This window comes from Mesorhizobium sp. WSM4840 (assembly GCF_055811755.1).
This window is the reverse complement of the sequence record NZ_JBVVQD010000023.1, coordinates 21,528-39,556: the sequence shown is the minus strand read 5'-3', so window position 1 is coordinate 39,556 and position 18,029 is coordinate 21,528. Positions and strand designations below refer to the sequence as shown.

The 18,029-nt window shown below is 58.0% G+C and carries 15 protein-coding genes; 7 read left to right on the top strand and 8 right to left on the bottom strand.

The window, feature by feature from the left end:
• Positions 1–3 precede the first annotated feature (3 nt).
• Entirely contained in the window at positions 4–1,158 is a 1,155-nt protein-coding gene (locus tag AC0L3I_RS26060) for a glycosyltransferase family 4 protein (protein ID WP_473528779.1), read from the bottom strand.
• Between the two features lie 408 nt (positions 1,159–1,566).
• Between AC0L3I_RS26060 and AC0L3I_RS26055 the strand changes: the two genes are divergently transcribed.
• Both AC0L3I_RS26055 and AC0L3I_RS26050 read left to right on the top strand, forming a co-directional pair.
• A complete protein-coding gene (locus tag AC0L3I_RS26055) occupies positions 1,567–3,024 on the top strand; it encodes a DUF4214 domain-containing protein (RefSeq protein ID WP_473488814.1) in 1,458 nt (485 codons plus the stop codon).
• Positions 3,025–3,115: 91 nt separating this feature from the next.
• Entirely contained in the window at positions 3,116–3,481 is a 366-nt protein-coding gene (locus AC0L3I_RS26050; protein WP_473528728.1) for an oligosaccharide flippase family protein, read from the top strand.
• 308 nt (positions 3,482–3,789) lie between these two features.
• Here AC0L3I_RS26050 and AC0L3I_RS26045 read toward each other — a convergent pair whose 3' ends face one another.
• The 3 genes from AC0L3I_RS26045 to AC0L3I_RS26035 form a co-directional block, all read right to left on the bottom strand.
• On the bottom strand, positions 3,790–5,874 hold the full coding sequence (locus AC0L3I_RS26045; RefSeq protein WP_473528727.1) for an oxidoreductase: 2,085 nt from the start codon (positions 5,872–5,874) through the stop codon (positions 3,790–3,792).
• A 170-nt stretch (positions 5,875–6,044) separates the two neighbouring features.
• Positions 6,045–6,797 carry an FkbM family methyltransferase gene (locus AC0L3I_RS26040; protein ID WP_473489087.1) on the bottom strand — a complete coding sequence of 251 codons (753 nt, stop codon included), beginning with the start codon at positions 6,795–6,797 and terminating at the stop codon, positions 6,045–6,047.
• A gap of 369 nt (positions 6,798–7,166) precedes the next feature.
• On the bottom strand, positions 7,167–7,607 hold the full coding sequence (locus AC0L3I_RS26035; RefSeq protein WP_473528726.1) for a PIG-L family deacetylase: 441 nt from the start codon (positions 7,605–7,607) through the stop codon (positions 7,167–7,169).
• Between the two features lie 89 nt (positions 7,608–7,696).
• Here AC0L3I_RS26035 and rfbF point away from each other — a divergent pair, with 89 nt between their 5' ends.
• From rfbF to AC0L3I_RS26010, 5 genes are all read left to right on the top strand, one after another.
• Entirely contained in the window at positions 7,697–8,536 is an 840-nt protein-coding gene (gene rfbF / locus AC0L3I_RS26030; RefSeq protein ID WP_077381112.1) for a glucose-1-phosphate cytidylyltransferase, read from the top strand.
• On the top strand, positions 8,472–9,515 hold the full coding sequence (locus AC0L3I_RS26025; protein ID WP_123149260.1) for an NAD-dependent epimerase/dehydratase family protein: 1,044 nt from the start codon (positions 8,472–8,474) through the stop codon (positions 9,513–9,515). Before rfbF ends, AC0L3I_RS26025 begins: the two co-directional genes overlap by 65 nt.
• Before the next feature lie 19 nt (positions 9,516–9,534).
• A complete protein-coding gene (locus tag AC0L3I_RS26020; protein ID WP_473489089.1) occupies positions 9,535–10,788 on the top strand; it encodes a class I SAM-dependent methyltransferase in 1,254 nt (417 codons plus the stop codon).
• Positions 10,789–10,829: 41 nt separating this feature from the next.
• Positions 10,830–12,002 (top strand): class I SAM-dependent methyltransferase, encoded by a 1,173-nt coding sequence (locus AC0L3I_RS26015; protein WP_473528725.1) that lies wholly within the window; start codon positions 10,830–10,832, stop codon positions 12,000–12,002.
• 145 nt (positions 12,003–12,147) lie between these two features.
• Positions 12,148–13,320, top strand: coding sequence for an acyltransferase family protein (locus tag AC0L3I_RS26010; RefSeq protein WP_473528724.1), 1,173 nt, complete (start codon positions 12,148–12,150; stop codon positions 13,318–13,320).
• Here AC0L3I_RS26010 and AC0L3I_RS26005 read toward each other — a convergent pair.
• The 4 genes from AC0L3I_RS26005 to AC0L3I_RS25990 form a co-directional block, all read right to left on the bottom strand.
• The gene (locus AC0L3I_RS26005) at positions 13,307–14,362 is read right to left on the bottom strand and encodes a DUF707 domain-containing protein (protein WP_473528723.1); all 1,056 of its coding nucleotides are present in this window, start codon (positions 14,360–14,362) and stop codon (positions 13,307–13,309) included. The genes AC0L3I_RS26010 and AC0L3I_RS26005 overlap by 14 nt on opposite strands.
• 40 nt (positions 14,363–14,402) lie before the next feature.
• Positions 14,403–15,362, bottom strand: a complete 960-nt coding sequence (locus tag AC0L3I_RS26000; protein ID WP_473528722.1) for a glycosyltransferase family 2 protein — start codon at positions 15,360–15,362, stop codon at positions 14,403–14,405.
• Between the two features lie 30 nt (positions 15,363–15,392).
• Positions 15,393–16,376, bottom strand: coding sequence for a class I SAM-dependent methyltransferase (locus AC0L3I_RS25995; protein WP_473528721.1), 984 nt, complete (start codon positions 16,374–16,376; stop codon positions 15,393–15,395).
• Positions 16,377–16,609: 233 nt separating this feature from the next.
• On the bottom strand, positions 16,610–17,893 hold the full coding sequence (locus AC0L3I_RS25990; protein ID WP_473528778.1) for a glycosyltransferase: 1,284 nt from the start codon (positions 17,891–17,893) through the stop codon (positions 16,610–16,612).
• Positions 17,894–18,029: the final 136 nt, after the last annotated feature.

The window sequence follows — 18,029 nt, the reverse complement described above, 5'->3', positions numbered from 1 at the left end:
GGTTTAGGGCGCTGCGGCCGCACGTCGCTCATTCGGACTGCATTCGACTTCCCTAAGTGGTGGCACGTCTGGAAATCCATCTACGCTGGCCATCAGTTCCAAATACCGTTGCGCCGACGCGGCCCACTGAAATCGGGCCGTCCTTGCGCGACCGCGTGCGATTAATTTGGCTCTGAGGCCTTTTTCGTGGACCAGGCGCATGAAACAATCGAACCATGCATTCTCATCGCAAGGTGATGCGTACAAAACCGCATCCCCGCCGATTTCGGGCAGACTGGCACGGTCCGACATGACCACCGGACATCCAAGTGTCATGGCTTCGAGGGGCGGCAGTCCGAAACCCTCAACCAGGGAGGGGAACGCGAGGCATAGGGAATCGCGCAGAAGTGCGCCGAGTTCCGCGTCCGACCTTCTTCCCAGCCAAATGACGTTCGTCGACGTCTTGTTGCCAATGCTGCCGAAAACACGGGGCGTTGACGCGCCCACAACAACAACCCGTAGCCCCGCCGCGGCAAGGCGGTCGTGCATGCCAATGATCAAGCCGACATTTTTGTGCGGGATAGAACTGCCGAGTACGACGATCGTACCAGGGCCGGCAACTGCCAGGGTTTGTTCCGAGTGACAAGAAGCCCATCGCAGCGCATGTTCATGCCCGTTACCCACAACCTCGGCCTTTGCCGCCGGGCACACGCCATAGCGCGTCAGTTCAGCTGCAGAGTATTGCGATACTGTCGCGACCTTAAGCGCGGTCCTGCCCAAGGCAGGAATTAAGGTGCGGTAAAGAAGCCGAAATGGAAATGAATAACTCTGTGGGCATGCCCGTGTATTGACGTCGTGAATGCACAGCACCTGCCGGCGTACGGCGAGAGGGCCCGTATTGCAGAGGCTGAGCAGGCCGCCGCGAAGATAGGCCGGAAGCACAGCTTGCTCCCATGCATGCCCCCCGAAGCTGCCGACAGTCCTGACACGGATCGCGGCTAAGGACAATTTGTCAAGCGTCCCCGGTGGGACCAGCAACTCGACCGTTAGATCCCGCGCCAAGGGAGCTTGGCCCACGATCAAGGCATCCAGCGCCGAAACGATCTCGCGTGCGTACCGCTGAACTCCGGTGGTCGGCTGCGCGAGAAAACGGCCGTTGATCGTCCAATGTCGTGTCATCACAGGGTTTTGGTCACCAGCGCCATGTCTCAGTTCCGCGACTTTGGACGACCAAGACGGCAGGGTCATCTTGGCCTTTGGGACGTAACCGGTCGTTTGCCCGAGAGGCTTCCCGGCAGCTCTCATCCGAATGGCGTGGCAAATCATGGGCGTTTACGCCAAATGTTTGAGGTTCGGCGTGGCGCGGCAGTGGTAGACTGCGTTGGGCAGTGCGGCAGGTCTCAATCGTCGTGCTCGGATGGATGTCAGGCAGAGTTCAGCGAATGGAGTGATGCCGAAAATGTCTGGCGCAAGACAAGCATGTTCGCGCTGATGCAGCGGCCGACCAATCCATCGCAACCAGGTTCCATTAGACGGGCCGTCGCCGCGACCAGACGTCTTTGGACAACCCTGGCATGCCTGCTTGGCATGACGGCTTCGTGCGCAGCGGATTTGCTATGGGGGGTGAACGGCCATCCCTTCAACGCCTATCCTGGGATATCGATCGAACAGCAACTCGACTATATCCGCGACCTCGGCATGAAGTCGTATCGCGTCAACATTTCCAGCGCCGACAGCGCCACCAAACTTGCCGAACTGGTCAAAGCGGGCAAGGAGCGCGGAGTCCAGATCCTACCGGTAATCACGCCCGAACTAGACCTCGACAATGAATCCGTCGATGACCTCTATGCGCAGGCCTACGATCTCGCGTCGACACTCGTATCCCGCTTCAAGGACGACATCCGCGTTTGGGAGCTTGGCAACGAGATGGAGAACTACGCTATCTTGATGCCCTGCGAGATGCAGGACAGCGGAATACAATACAACTGCTCCTGGGGCCCTGCCGGGGGCACCGAGACGTCCGACTATTTCAGTCCGCGCTGGGCGAAAGTAAGCGCAGTGTTGCGCGGTCTATCGGATGCAACCGTCGCAGTGGATCCGACCATAAGAAAAGCAATGGGAACGGCCGGCTGGGGTCACCGCGCAGCGTTCATCCGCATGCTGCAGGACGGTATCAAATGGGATATATCGGTCTGGCACCTTTACGAGGGTGACCCGGAGGAAGCATTCAAATTCCTGGCGACGTTCGGCCAACCCATCTGGCTGACAGAGTTCAACTACAGCGGCGGCAGCCAACGAGGGGAAAAGCAGCAGGCCGAAGGTCTGGTCCAGATCATGACGCTCCTGCGCAGATATCAATCTCTATATGGATTGGAAGCTGCCCATATCTACGAACTGCTCGACGAGACGTACTGGGCGCCAAGCTACGAGGCCTTTATGGGCCTCGTCCGCCTGAAGAAGCGTGACAACGGGCTATGGGCGCCGAGCGGGCAAAAGCTGGCATATGATGCCGTAAAGAAAGTCATTGCGGACGGCGATGCCGGCTTGAGTTCGCCGACGGTCTCGACGAAGAGCTTGCCGCCTGCGGCCCAGACGTCGGTACCCCCCATTGCCGATGCCGGTGCATTTCACCCCTGTTCGCTTGATGCGTTCGACAAGTCTGCCTTCAACCATGCCAACCAGATTGCATATGCTTACTGCCTAATCTTGCGTCGCATGCCGTCTCCGACCGAGCAGTGGCGCGAGGTCGTCGCGATGAAGAAGGATCCATCTATCTTTCCGACACTGACGAAGATGTTGCTTTCGGTCGAATTCAGGACTGACAATCAGCCAGTTGGGCTTGGAAATGCGCAATTTGTGGCCCTTCTCTATCGGACATTGCTGGGACGGGAGCCAGACGGCCAGGGGCTTTCTGCTTACGTATCGAAACTGGACAGCGGCGAGGTAAGTGGAGAACAGATCGTGGCGGAATTGATCCATTCGTATGAGTTTCGCTCGAGACACACGGTTCTGTTTCAGAACGAGCCTCAGCAGGGGGTTCAATGAACGTTTTCGGCCGACAGGTCGTCACTGGCGCTGTTTGGGCTGCTGTCAAGACCTGGGGCCGGCAGATCGCAATGTTCGGCGTATTTGTGGTGTGGCGCGGCACCTTGGCCCCGAGGCGTTCGGGCTTGCGGCGCTCGCCATGGTGGTGCCCAATATTCCGGCTGCTCCGGTAACGAGGGGTCTACCTGACGCCAATATCCAGCGAGAGGAAATCGATCCCATCCACCTTGGTTCGGCTTTCTGCCTCGTAGCGGCGACAGGCGTTGCGATCACTGCACTTATCTGGATATCCGCCGGTGCCATCGCGGCCGCGTTCGACCAACCGTGTTTGGAGGCGCCCGTAAAATGGACCAGCGCCATCGTTGTGATCCAGGCGTTTGGTGTCGTACCGGCGGCAGTCCTCAAAGCGGCAACTGAATTTCGACTGTTTGCCGTCGCACGCTTACAGGCTCGGTAGTCGGCGGCGCGTTGGGGCGTAGGCATGGTTATCGCTGGTGTGTTTGCGTGTGGAGCCTCGTGTGGATGCAACTCACGAAGGCCGCAGTCGAAGCCGCCATTGCGTTGTGGTTGAGAAGAATGACCCGAAAGCGCTTGCAGCCCAAATCATCGGCCTTCTTGGAGATCCAGGCAGGCGGCAAAACTGGGACGCCAGGGAGCCGCGCTGGTCGCCGATCTCTATTCGGGGGAAAAAAAGCCCAGTCGACCCGGGACCTGTACGATAAGGCCCAACCGTTCACGGCTTGGAAAGGGAAACCGCTCTTTCGCTCAGCGCCGGGCCTTGAACGACGTGAACACCGAGCCCGTGTCATCTCCCCACTCCCAGTTGACGGCGAGTCCGACCCGCAAAATTTGAAGGGCGGCATCATCGGGATAGATGTCGGTGAGGCTTCGCTGCATCACCAGTTCGTCGTCGATCAAGATTGCAAACCGATTTCCGTCGAATGCAACGCGCATGCGAAAACGTTTTCCCCAAACGACCTTGTCCGCCACATTGGTCCAAACCGCGTCATAAAGTTCCTCAAAGCCGAGCCGCTTGATGAACACCGAAATCGAAGCACCGTGGTAGACGTCGTCGAGCCAAGTCGTGACACAAACGTAGTTGTCGCTGTCTTGCCAGAAAAGCAGTCCTGCCCGGCCGCGCTGATCTTGTCCTCGGCGCTCCCCAGGAGGCTCGATTGTGACCTCGAGATCGGCGAATCCCGGTAGGTCCCATGGCAGCGAATAGAATGTTCGACCCGGGTTCGGCGTGTCTACGCTCGCGCGCACACGGGCGCTGCCCAGCCCGTCGACGTCGATGACCCCGGTGCCCAGTGTTCTGGCCCATTGCCCGCCGCCCAGCTCCGACGTGCGGCGATCTAGTTCGCCGGCAGTACCGGTAAAGCCGTCGGCGTAGGACAGGCTTGCTCCGAGTTGCTTCCAAGGTGCCCCCAGAGGCGCCATTAATGGGATGGGAACTTCGCAAGGATGAGCCTCGAAATTATGCCAGCGCGGCTCGCTGTCGAAGCTTTTCCATATACCTACTCCGGTAGCGTTCTCGACTGAATCGGCCTCGACAGACGCTTCGAAAAGGCGAAACCCGTCCAGAAAGCAGCTCACCTGACCGTTCCAGTCAAGAATCTGGACCGAATGAGTAGTACACTCGCGCAAAGCGTGTTCCGTACCGGTCACGATCGCAATCTCTTTGCCCGATTGCTTGCGCACCAAGGTCCATCCGAGCGTCGACAGTTTCAGCACCCAGAAATTGTCCTTGTCCCGAAACCGAAAGACGAGACCACACACATCCGAGACGGCGCCAATTTCCAGCAGTCCGTGGATCAATCCTGAAGGGCGACCAGGATCGACGACGGATAGGTTACCGCCAGCGTCCTGCGAAAAATGCCACCGCCCCCCGATCGCAGCGATTTGCCCCGGCCAGCCTTCAACGAGTGCATCGGCAGCGTGGGCGGTGCCAAACAGCGTCGAAAATTCAGGTATCCGCCCGACTTGAACCGCTTGGACGCGTGTGTCGACCCGAAACCCGATCTGGCCAAGTGCCGACTGATGAACACCCGCAAACAGCTTTTCGTCCTTGTTGAAAGGATCGATCGCGATCGGACGCATCATCGGAAAAGCGGCAAGACCGTGAGCTTTTTGGTCGGCGGCCGCATAATAGATAGCGCCCTGCTCTCGCAACGCCACGACGTAATAGACATGAACGTTCTTTAGGCGCCGAAACGCACTAAGGCATTGCTTTCCTACACGAGCCCACAACTCGCCGTTTTCGCCTTCGGCGGCATGCACGACAAAGCCGCAGCCCTCTTCCACGGGATTAATCGGCGCCTCACTGGGGAACCAACCGACAGCCAGGTTCTCGTCGATGTTCGATCCCCGGTAGGTCCTGGAGGTGCTAAGCGTCCACCACCAAAAACGGCGAAGGGTGAGCCTCTTTCGTGGCGCACGCATCAGGGAAACCAGACGGCCGGGCCATGGGTCAATGCCGGGTCCTCGCAGCCAACGGTAGACTCGCCTGGCGAGGTCTTCAGGCAATGGCGATCCCTGCGATGTGTTGTGGCCGTTGGTGATCGAGACCAATAGGACCAGACCAGCCTCTCGCTGAAAGGGACCATAGGAGATCCCTTGCCGGCCCCAGCCTGGCCTGACGAGCGGCTGGAAACGAAGTGCTCCGTGATCGATCGCGATCTGACGTTCGATGTCGCGTCCTCGCCTGATACCTCCCTTAACTGCCAAGGTGCCAATTACCGCACCGCGGGCGCGTTCGTCTTGAAAATTGTCTGCGACAAGAACCTCCGGCCGGGCAACGCCGGACCCAGCCTCTTCAGCAGTTTCTGCCCAGTCATGACGGTGCAACAACTAGACCCTCCTCACGTCATGGACTGCGCGAGAATCGTACGAGGTTCTTCAAGGCATCGATGACGTGTCGCAGCCCCGGGCAGAAGTCGCGCACCGCCTCGCTTTTCCCGTTTGATCACGCTTGCTGTCCTTGTATGAGATTCCCTTCGATAGCGCCGCAAATATAGTTCTTAGGCGCCCACCGGCTGCGCCAGGACGTGTTCGACCCGCCATCCTCCATTGCCATAGGAGGCTGGCAGCGGTTTCAATGCGTAGCCTGCAGCAGTCAGGAGTTCCGCGATCTTTCGGGCCTTGCGGTCGAGCCCCTCGCGTGATGCATCGTCGACCTCATAAATCACCTTCGGACGGTGCCTCCGTAGCGTTTCCGTCATACCGCCCAGGACGTCGATTTCGGCGCCTTCCACGTCGATCTTGACCAGCGAGGGCGGCCTGAGGCCTCGGTGGGCGATGGCATCGTCAATAGTGACTATGCTGACTTCCAGCCGGCCATTCATGTCCGGCGGTGCTCCCGCCGAGGCAAGTGTGGCGCCGCCGATGTGATGGGCGAGCAGAAGCTGGCCACGACCGGTTGTCGCGCCCGCGGCTTCGGCGAACACCCGTATCGTGTCGAACCCACTGAGCCGCGCACTTTCTGCGACAGCGGCGGCGTTGCGGGGGACAGGTTCGAACGCATAGACTTGGCCACGCGGCCCTACGCGGCGCGCGGCGATGAGACAGAAGAATCCGATATTCGCGCCGATGTCGAAAAAGGCGTCGCCGGGCGCCAGGTTTGCCGCGATCGCCTGTTGGATGGGCGGCTCGTACGTGCCGCGAACAAAGTTCGGGTCGGCGCTCTGCGCCACGAGCTTGAGACCGGCAGCCTCTCCCTTGGCTATGACGCGTGCGTCGCAGAACACGCCGAGGAACTTTGCCGTCAATCTCACGCGCTCTTCCCCAATCTGCGACGCCTCGGGACGCGGGCCAGCCGTGCCGCTCGCCGCGAAGGTGACAGATTGTGCACCCGGGATCGAGCCCGACAACGGTTGGCCGCCTCCTACTTCCTCCGGCTGATCGCTACTCCGATTGTCTCATTCTGGGTATCTGCCGGCCTTTCGGTCCAATGGAACGGTGGGATCGTTGCGCCAGACATGGATATCCTTGGGAGCATCCCATCCAATTGAAACGAACTCGCGATCGCCGTCGCCGTCGAGGTCGACCGCGCGGGCGCCGAGATGGTTCTCCAAACCTTCGCCGACCAGTTGCTCGACGAACCGCCCGTCCAGATTGCCATGATGAGGTCCGGCCGGCCATCGTCATTCATATCGGCCACCGAAAGACTGTTGAGGGAGCCACGCGAGGTGATTTCCTGCTGCTCCCAGTTTGACCTGAAGTCGCCGGGATTGCGCACCAACAGGCCTTTGCGTGGTCGGCCTGCCCTTTTCCCCACTCCGATCGGCAGATCCGCCCAACCGGCAAACCGCCTCGATCGCTTCGTCCTCACCGGTGATCCGCTGGGCCTCCATATCAAGCCGATTTGAATGGGATGCCGAACCATCGGTAACGAAAATAAACCGGATATCGGCGCCCGAGCTGAACTTCTTGCTGGCGACCCCTCCACATCCCAACGTCTCATCATCGGGATGGGGTGCAATGATGACAGCCGACGCCTGCCAGTCTGCTACGTCGAATGGATGAGACCGCTTACGCATCGCTGTATCGAGCATAGCGCCAATCGTATGCCTGACGTCATGCATCGATGGTTCCGATCATCCCTTCTTCGGTGTGGTTCAACCCGACCTGCGCATGGTAGCAAAACACTGTAGGCGATTGGGGTGAGAAAACAATGAAGGTAGGAATTCTGGCTGGCGGATTGGGAACACGGCTGGCGGAAGAAACCGAAATCCGGCCGAAACCAATGGTCGAGATCGGAGCAAAGCCGATCCTCTGGCATATTATGATGCATTACTATGCATACGGCCACCGCGAGTTCGCTGTCGCGTTGGGATACAAGGGCGAATACATCAAACGCTGGTTCAGTGACTATGTAGCATTCGATGGCAGCTTGACTGTCAATGCCGCATCGGGAAGCGTCAAGCGCCACTCGAACTCGCTGCCTGATTGGTCCGTCGATCTTGTGGAGACGGGGCTGAATACGCTGACGGGCGGCCGCATAAAACGCCTGATCGACTGGATGGGCGACGAGACATTCATGCTCACCTGGGGCGATGGCGTTTCGGATGTCAACCTTGATAAACTGATCGCCTTCCACAAATCGCATGGCAAGCTTGCAACGATGACGGCGGTGCGTCCGCCGGCACGCTACGGGCACATCGAATTCGATGGCCATCGCGTTGTCGACTTCACAGAAAAACCACAGGCCTCAGAGGGTTGGATCAATGGCGCCTTCTTCGTGCTCGAGCCGGGCATAAAGGACTATATCGATGGCGACGACGTCATGTTCGAACACGCGCCAATGCAACGGCTCGCAACCGACGGCCAACTGATGGCATATCGCCACGAATCCTTCTGGCAATGCATGGACACCATCCGCGAAAAGCATCTCCTTCAGAAATTGTGGGACAGCGGGCAGGCGCCCTGGAAAACATGGGAATTGATCGATGAAAGTTCTGGTTACAGGCCACCTCGGCTACATCGGTTCCGTCCTGACTCCGATGCTGCTTGAACGCGGCCATCACGTCACGGGACTAGACAGCGACATCTTCCGGTCATGCACTTTCGTAGGGACGTTGGCCGAAGTGCCGACGATCGAGAAAGACATCCGTGACATCGAAATCGACGACGTCGCCGGCTTCGACGCGATCATCCATCTCGCAGGACTTTCAAACGATCCGTTGGGGGACTACCGACCCCTCCTTACCGAAGAGATCAACTGCGGCGCTTCGGTCAGGCTTGCGCAGCTCGCCAAGGCCGCCGGTGTCCAGCGGTTCCTATATGCCTCCTCTTGCAGCAATTATGGCGCGGCCGGCGACAGCTTTCTAACTGAAGATGCTCCCTTCAACCCGGTGACGCCTTACGGCGCCTCAAAGGCAAATGTGGAGCGAGCGGTCGCGCCGATGGCGGATCAATCGTTCAGCCCGACATTCCTGCGTGCTTCCACTGCCTACGGCCTGTCGCCTCGCATCCGCTTCGATCTCGTCGTCAACAACCTGACCGCCTGGGCCTACACGACCGGCCTGGTCTATCTCAAGAGCGACGGCTCGCCATGGCGTCCAATCGTCCATGTTGAGGACATTTCGCTGGCCTATATTGCCGTACTCGAAGCCGAGCGAGAGCTGGTCCACAACGAGGCATTCAATGTCGGCTTGACCACGGAAAACTATCAGATTCGGGAGATCGCGGAGTTGGTGCAAACGATCGTTCCCGACAGCCGCGTGAAGTTCGCGCCCGACGCCGGGCCAGACAAGCGGTGCTATCGCGTCGACTGCACCTATATTGGTCGCCGCCTGCACGGTTTTAAGCCGCAATGGACGGCGCGGCGCGGTATCGAACAGCTCTATTACACATTTCGCGCAGCAGGCCTTGCACTTGGGGATTTCGAGGGCGAGCGATTCAAGCGCATCGCCCATGTGCAGAAGCTGATCCAAGATGGCGAACTGGATACCGATCTGCGCCGCATGCCGCAGTTTGCGGTAGCGGTTTGAGCAAACACAGCCGGGAGCCATGGCCATGATGATTGCTGGTGCAGCATCTGTAACCGAGCAGGTTTGCCGCTCCTGCGGCGGGAGTCATATCGACACGTTCCTGAAGCTCGGCACGACGCCACTTGCCGATCGGCTTCCCGTGAGCGTCGACGATGACCAGGAAGAGCCGGCCTTCCCACTCAACGTCGCCTTCTGTTGTGATTGCAGTTTGGTACAGATCACGGAGACGGTTAACCCGAGAATTCTGTTTGCCGATGCTTACCCCTATTACTCCTCGTTCTCGCAAGCGCTGCTGAGGCACTCCCGAGACAATGCGCGTGACTTGATCGAGCGTCGTAACTTGGATGCCAACAGCTTTGTGATCGAGTTGGCGAGTAACGACGGCTATCTCCTGAAGAACTATGTCGAGGCGGGCATACCAGTACTCGGCATCGACCCCGCCGAAGGACCTGCCGCCGCTGCGGAGAAAATAGGCGTGCCGACACGCCTGGCCTTTTTTTCCCGTGAACTGGCGGAGAAGCTTCGCCAACAGAAGATGCGGGCCGACGTCATTCACGCAAACAACGTTCTCGCCCACGTGGCCGACACCAATGGTTTTGTTGCAGGCATTGCGCGGTTGCTCAAGGACGACGGCGTTGCGGTGATCGAGGCGCCATATGTCGAACCAATGATCGACCATTGCGAATTCGACACGATCTACCACGAGCACCTCTGCTATTTTTCAGTGACGGCATTGGACAAGCTGTTTCGACGGCATGGCCTTTATCTCAACGAGGTAAAACACTTGTCGATTCATGGCGGCTCACTTCGCCTGTATGTCGAAATGCGGGAACATGTCGGAGCGAGCGTCACCAACCAGATCGCTCATGAAAGAGCACGAGGGATTGACGCCATTGATTACTATCTCGATTTTTCCGCGACGGTCGACAAATTGAAAGTCGAGCTCTCCACATTGCTACACCGGCTGAAAGCCAGCGGCGCCTCAATTGCTGCCTATGGAGCAGCAGCCAAAGGCGCTACCTTGATCAATACGGTCGGCATCGGACGCGACCTCGTCGACTTCGTCGTAGACCGCAACACCCACAAGCAGGGCAAGCACATGCCCGGTCAGAAAATTCCGATCCGTTCTACGGAAGCTCTGTTGGAGGCGCAACCTGACTATGTTCTGGTGCTTGCCTGGAACTTCCTCGATGAAATCATGGAACAACAGGCTGAATATCGAGCCAGGGGCGGAAAATTCATCGTCCCCGTGCCGACCCCGCGGATCGTGTGACCGTGCAAGTCCAAAGCGCTGCCTGCGAGGCGCATGAACCGGTGACGAATTCGATGCGTCTTCGCGGCGATTGTCCGGTCTGTCGGTGCAAGGATCTGCTGCATTCGGTATCATTGGACGCCATCCCATTTTCGTGCAATTCCCTGCACCCTGACGCAGAGTCGGCCGCTGCTGCGCCGACTGGCCAATTCGTCCTCGCGTTTTGCGGCAATTGTGAACATTTCTTCAACGCGGCGTTCGAAGATGGTCGGATCGGCTATACGCAGAATTACGAGAACTCCCTGCATTTCTCGCCGCGCTTCGTGGCCTTTGTCGAGGATCTCGCGGGTCGCCTGTCCACAGCCTACGCGATTGACGGAAAATTGGTCGTCGATATCGGTTGCGGCAAGGGTGATTTCCTCAAACGGCTTTGCTCAACCAGCGGCGCCAGAGGCATTGGTTTCGACAGGAGCTTCGAAGACAATCGGGGCGACGACGTCGCCGGCGTCGAGTTCATCAATGACTGGTTCAGCGATGCCTATCCGGACGTCAAGCCTGACTTCGTCTCCTGCCGTCACGTCCTGGAGCACATAGCCAGCCCGATCGCCTTCCTGCATGGGCTTCGCTCCCATCCAGGCGTTGAGCCGAGCACCGTATTTTACATCGAAGTGCCTAATGCCCTCTATACATTGCGCGACATGGGGATCTGGGATCTGATCTACGAGCATGTATCCTACTTCACGCCGCACTCACTGCGGGTGGCGATGGAGACAGCAGGATTCGAGGTGCTTAACCAGGGCGCGTCGTTCGGTGACCAGTACCTCTTCATCGAAGCAAAGCCTAGCGAACCCCGGATGATGGCCCCGTATTCAAAATCTGACAAGATCGATGCGCTCGTCCACCGATTCGACCGAACCTATCGCGACAAGGTCGCCTGGTGGCGCAGCTACCTTGCAACACGAGACCCGGAGCAGACCGTTGTCTGGGGTGCGGGATCAAAGGGCATTACATTCGTCAACATCGTTCCTGAAGGGGCGCGGATTGGGGCGCTGGTCGACGTCAACCCGCACAAGCAGGGGCGCTTTGCTCCTGGCACCGGGACACCGGTGGTTGCTCCCGAGAGCCTGCGCGGCAAGCCCCTGCAGTCTATCGTCGTGATGAATCCGCTCTATCGAGACGAAGTTGCCCAGGCCGCCTGCAAGCTCGGTCTCTCAGCGGAGATCATTGTGGCATAATTCGGCGATCTGCGGCTTGCGCTTTGCGTCTGTGATCCCACCGATGTCGATCCGGTCGAGGTTGACTGGAGCGCCCGCCTTGTAGGCAGCGACGAGAGGAAAATGCGGAGCCCAAGCCCACGTTGAAGTCGGGAATCCTTCCGGTATGGTTTTCAATGTTCAGGTCATGCGGGCGATCGCCGCGACTTTGGTGGTCTGGGTTCATACCCAGGAACTGATCGTGACCGACGTCCTTCCGCATTGGCTCAGGAGTTTTGGATACGGAGGTGTGGACCTATTTTTCGTCATAAGTGGATTCATCATGGTCCGCACGACACAAAATAAAAATATACGGCCCATTCAATTCTACAGGAAGCGTATCCTTAGGGTGGCCCCTCTGTACGCGTTTTTCACAATTCTTATAGTGATTTTGAGCGCGACCATGCCTGATGTTTTAAACAGCACTCAAATAGAAGTTTCTCAAATCGCAAAATCTCTAGTTTTTATTCCGTTTGAGAAAACGCCAGATAGCCTTTACCCAATTTACTACCTTGGTTGGACTTTGAACTACGAAATGTTTTTTTACAGCATTTTTGCAGTCGCGTTGTTGTTGCCCAAACGCGCCAGGCTCATGGCGATCACCGCTGTTATCGTCTCTCTTGCCGGTATCGGAAACAGCATTGGAGGTCTTTCCGATTATGGGGTCGCGGCTTTTTTCTATACGCGGCCAATCCTGATGGATTTCGTATTGGGAGTGCTGGCGGCGGGCTACTTCCACGATTCGGCGCGCACCGCCAGAAATCCCATGAGGTGGTGGGTATGCCTCGCCGCCGGGGTCTCTTGGCTCGCTTTTGGAGGGGAAGTCATCGGTTTCGGCGACGTCCCCGTCTCGCCACCGACCGATACCTTCCTGAGGTTCGGCATCGCATCCGGCTTGATTGTGGCGGGAGTAGTCGGGCTGGAGCAATCAGGGACAAGGATCGGCTCTCCACTGATGCAACGTGCGGGTGACGCAAGTTATTCGATATATCTGTCACACTATTTCTTTATCGCGGCGGTCATCGCCGTTGCCAATCGGTTGGAGTTGAACGACGCTGCTCGCGCCCTGCTCGCGCCCGCCACCATGGCGGCGGCGGTAGCCGTGGGTTTCGCAACCTATCATCTGCTGGAGCGTCCATTCGCTGGTGACCTCGGCATCTACCAACGCCTCGCCAGGCTGTTTGTGGCACCGCCTCCCATGCAGCCGCGCGCCATTACCGAGGAAACTGTGATGGGGACTACCCGGAAAGTCCAAAGGCCAGATGCCTTAGAGTCAGACTCACAATCTAAGACGACGTGAAACCAGTACCTTGCGATTTTCCGGATGAGCGGGTGGACGGACGCTCGGTAGATCCAGGCGGTGGCATTCGGCGACCCACCTTTTGCGGTTGGCGGCCTGACTTTACCACTCCATCGACGTCGATCCGTTGCAGGTTGACCGGCCTCAGCCAGCAGTGTCGCGTATAGTCGGTTGAGCGGCGCATAAACTGCGCCCATTTAAGTGGCGTCTTGGACAGCGCCCGCCAAAGGGACAGCGAGTTAAGGCCGATCAGAAAGCGAGACCGGATGAGCTGCCCGCGCCGGTCAACCGCTGCATAGGTTACGAACCCGCGAAACGCAGCGCCGAACCTCTTCAGCACGGCATCAACCTGTACGTCGTAACGCTCGTTGGCGGCGAAACCTTGAAGCGACTTTGTTGTCCCGACTGGCCGCGTGTGTCTTACAACGACATCGTCAACTATGGCGTAACGCAACCAAGGCATGTCAGTCAGGCGGGTCCAAAGAAGGTCTATTCCCGTCTCGTAGCCAAGCCCGAATAATTTCAACGCCGTTTGCAGGCACCTGGCGCTGAACACCGGACACATCATCTCGACCGTGTTGGTATATCGCAACAAGTATCGCTTGCCGCTGACAAGTGTCGCTGCGTAGGAGAAATAGCTATCCCAAGACAGCGCTGGCTGAAACAGATCAAGTTTATATTGGCGGCCGATTGCGAACAGGCGATTCAAGTCCAGCTTCGTCACCTCGATGTCATCGTCGATCAATGCAATGAGATCATACCGCGTCACAATTTCAGGGTAGCATTGAAACAAGGCATGATACCCGGCGATCTTGCGCCCCGGCAGAAATACGCTGAAATCGTTCTGTCCATGGGAGACGCCAGGCTCGTAGGCGGCCACGAGAAGATCGAAGTCGGCTTCGCCCGTCCCCTCAGTCCAGCCGGCATGCAAAGAGCTACGCCCTGCCCGGACGATCACCAGATTTCTCTTGCCCGAGCCCTCCGGCAATTTCCGAAAGGCTGACACTGCCGCGGCCGCGGGCGTGACTTGGCGAAGGTTCATGCAAAGCCTCCCGGCGGGCGCCGCACCAGATCACTCGTTTCTAGCCAGGAGATCGGTTTGAGACGGCATGAATGCGTTTCAGCGCTCCCAGCCCAGCGCCGCGGAGCTTGGTACGAAGCTTCGGAGAAACAACGCCCACAAGTTCCAGGCAAAATCTCGCGATGAGCAGCGGATCCAAGATCCATGCAACCAGATGAAACAGTGTCATACCCATCGGTGCTGTGCGCCTGTGCCGATAGGCAATCGCGACGAGGTGTTTTAGCCGCCTCGACAATTCAAACGCATTTGCATTAGAGCCGCCAGGATTTTGCCAAGCCAATCGTTCGGAGCTCGGCAACCGCACCGAGCGCGTCGGATGGTCGCGGCTGTATAGTATCGCGTTGGGCGCGTGAACAAACGTCCCGAGAAGAGCCATCTCGGCCAGAAGCGCACAGTCGGAGCCGTAGTAGGGCTCGTGCAATGTCGTTTTGACTAAGGAATCCCGACGCCAAAGGCCGAACATCGCCGCATCCCATCCGTGCGCAGCAACCATCAACCGGAAGCGGGACGCGGGCGACGATCCTTGCATGTCCGGCAGCACCCTTTCGACATAGGAAGTCAGCTGCCCGGTCTCGTCGATTCCCAGCAGTCGCGGGTAGGCAATGACGTGGCGGGCATTCGCGTCAAGCGCACGCACGCAGTCCATCAGGAAACCGCTGCTCAAGAGGTCATCGTGCGCGCACCATTTGAAATATTCGCCCGAGCTCAATTCGAAAGCTCGATTGAAATTGGCCGCGGCCCCTAAATTGCGTGCGTTTCGGACATAGCGGACGCGCTTGTCCCGCCGCGCGTATTCCAAACATATATCGGCTGTTCTATCTGTCGAAGCATTGTCGGTGATGACAAGTTCGAAATCATCGAAGTCCTGCTCAAGGATCGACTGGATCGCCTCGGCAACGAAATTCTCGCCGTTGTAAACCGGCATACCAAGGGACACTTGCGGCGACTTGGAACGTTCCATTTTCCGGATTCTTCTTTGACGAGAGCGCAATCAGACCGCGACGACTTCCGGTCGCAGGTCGAGCGCAATCAAGGATTGCGCCACTTCATTCAGGTATATCGGGTTCATGACGATGACGAGATCAGGCGGAGTGTCCAACAGGTCGCTCGGCGCGATGACCGGGTGACCGGTTCCGGGCGTAAACTTGCCTTGCTTGTAGGGGTTGATATCGACTGCTGCCCAGACTTCGTCTCCAAGCTGCAAGGTCGTCAGGAACGACACTGCCTTGGAGCCGCCGCCCCACAGGACGACCCGCCGGCCGGCGGCGTGCGCGGCGCGAATGCGCTCCTGCCAGGAATTCTGAACGGCTCGCACGCGAGCGGGAAAGGTTTCCGCCAAACGGTGCATCACTTCCAGATCGTGCTCGAGCGGTAATCTCGGTGTCGTCCGGCCTGCCGACGGCCGGGCATACTGAACTATGTACTGGTTGTCATAGACGAGCTCCAGATCGGTAACGTCGAAACCTTCCTGGCGAAACAGGCGTGCGTGCGCGCCAGGACTGAAATAGGAGCAATGCTCGTAGTAAATGTCCCAGAACGCGCTCTCGACGAGCACACGTTTTGCATCGGGCGTTTCGAATACGGCCCAATCCTGGGTCCTTTTGCCGATCATCTTGCGGATCAGCCGCACGAAACTCGAAACCGAGCTTACGTGTTCGAGCGTGTGGCGACAGAGGACCGTATCCGCCTGGAGATGCTGGTAGTCTGGTCCGAAAAAATCGACGATGATCTTGACGTCGCCGTACTCGTCATTACGGCCTTTGTCGGCTCGATAAGCTGGATCGATGCCGAGCCCGGTGGCGCCACCCGATATGCAAAGTTCGCGGAGAAATTCACCCTTGCCGCAGCCGATCTCCAACACGTGCTTGCCGGCTATCGCACATTTTTGTGCAATCTCGCGTGCAAGTCCCTTCGCGAAATTGTTGAAGGTGCTGGAAAAATGCTGGGATTCCTCAAAATTGGTCGAATAGCCCATGACCGTTTCGTCAAAGGCCTTGTTGAATATGAACCCGCATGCTTCGCAGAATGCGAGGTCAAGGTCGCGGCGGGGAAAGGCGTGGGCTGCTTGGGCCGAATTAAGCAGGACGCAGCTATGCACCGGGATGGATTCGACCCGGTAGATTGACCGGCTGACGGGCGCCGAGCAGCACGGACACGCGGCCGGTCGAAGCGCTTTGCTGTTGCTTGCCATGTGAAGGTCAAATGAATTCATTGTAGAATTGGCTCGATAAGTGAACCGGTTATATCGCGCGTCGAGCTCTCGGCTCCGAAGAGTTCATTGTACTCGGTTGCGCGAGCGAGTTGGACAGACTGGGCCAGGCCGAGGGCGTCGAGAATCGCCAGGTCGAATCTTTCCTCGGAGAACCGGGTCGCGTTCATGCGACAGGCGTGCGGCGTAATGGACAGCGCATTTTTCTCGAATAGATCGATGGCCCCAGCTACGGAATCGACGGCCTGACGGTCGAAGAGCACACCTGTCGGATGGGCGCTCTCGCCAAGCGGCCGGACAATGTCACGCGCACCTCCGCGGCCGAAGGCGATCAATGGCGTGCCGCACGCCTGGGCCTCGGCAAGCGTTATCCCGAAATCCTCGCATCCAGCGAACACCATCGCACGAGCATTGGCGATTCTTTCGATGTATTCATGCCGCGGCAGATAACCGGTGAAGACTATGTTGGAGCCGGCAAGCGATCGCAGATGCTTGGATTGTACTTCGTCGCCTACAACAACCAGGCGACGCGACGGCGTTTTGCTGAACGCCTCGATTATCAGATCCGTACGCTTATACGGGGCGTGGAACGCGGCCGTGACGTAGTAGTCATCCTTGTTGACGACGAGTTTAAGATCCTCGATGGCGACGGGCGGATGGACTACCCGCGCGTCGCGGCCGTAAATCCGTTCGATTCGAGAGCGGACATAATTCGAGTTTGCCAGCATCAGGTCAGGACCATGTGCCGTTCGGGTGTCCCAGGTCCGCAGCCTGTGAAGCATGTAACGAAAGGCAAGACCTTTCGGTCCAAATCCCAAGCCGGCTTGCTGCAAATAGGAGAATTGTTCGTCCCACGCATACCGCACCGGACTGTGCACATAGCACAGGTGTAGTTGGTCTGGGCGAGTCAGAACGCCTCGAGAGAATGCGGCCGAAGAGGAAATTACCGCGTCATAACCTGTGACATCAAATTGTTCGATCATAAACGGACAGAGAAAGAAAAGTGACCTGTAGTACTTTTCCACGAACGGAAGTCGATTCATGCCGGAAACGTGGAAAATTACGCCTGGAAAATACTCTTCCTTGATTTCCTTCGGGAGAAAATCAAAGAGGGTGAAGACCTCGGCTCTCGGAAAAGTCTTGCAGATCCGAGCAAGGACCTGCTCCCCTCCCCGAAAGTTGGGGCACCAATCATGCACGACGGCGATGCGGGCGTTGCGGTCTATCGCGGCAAATGGCGTCTTGCTGATGGATCGCAAATGTTTGGCATCACGGCCCACCATGGTGGTTGCTTTCGGCTGTCGCACATGGCGCATGCTTTGCCCCTCACGGAATGTTGGCACCTTTTTCCGGAATTCTTGTTGCCCGGATGCTCAGCGACTGTGTGTCGTCCGTCCCGTCCAAACAAGTTGCCTATCG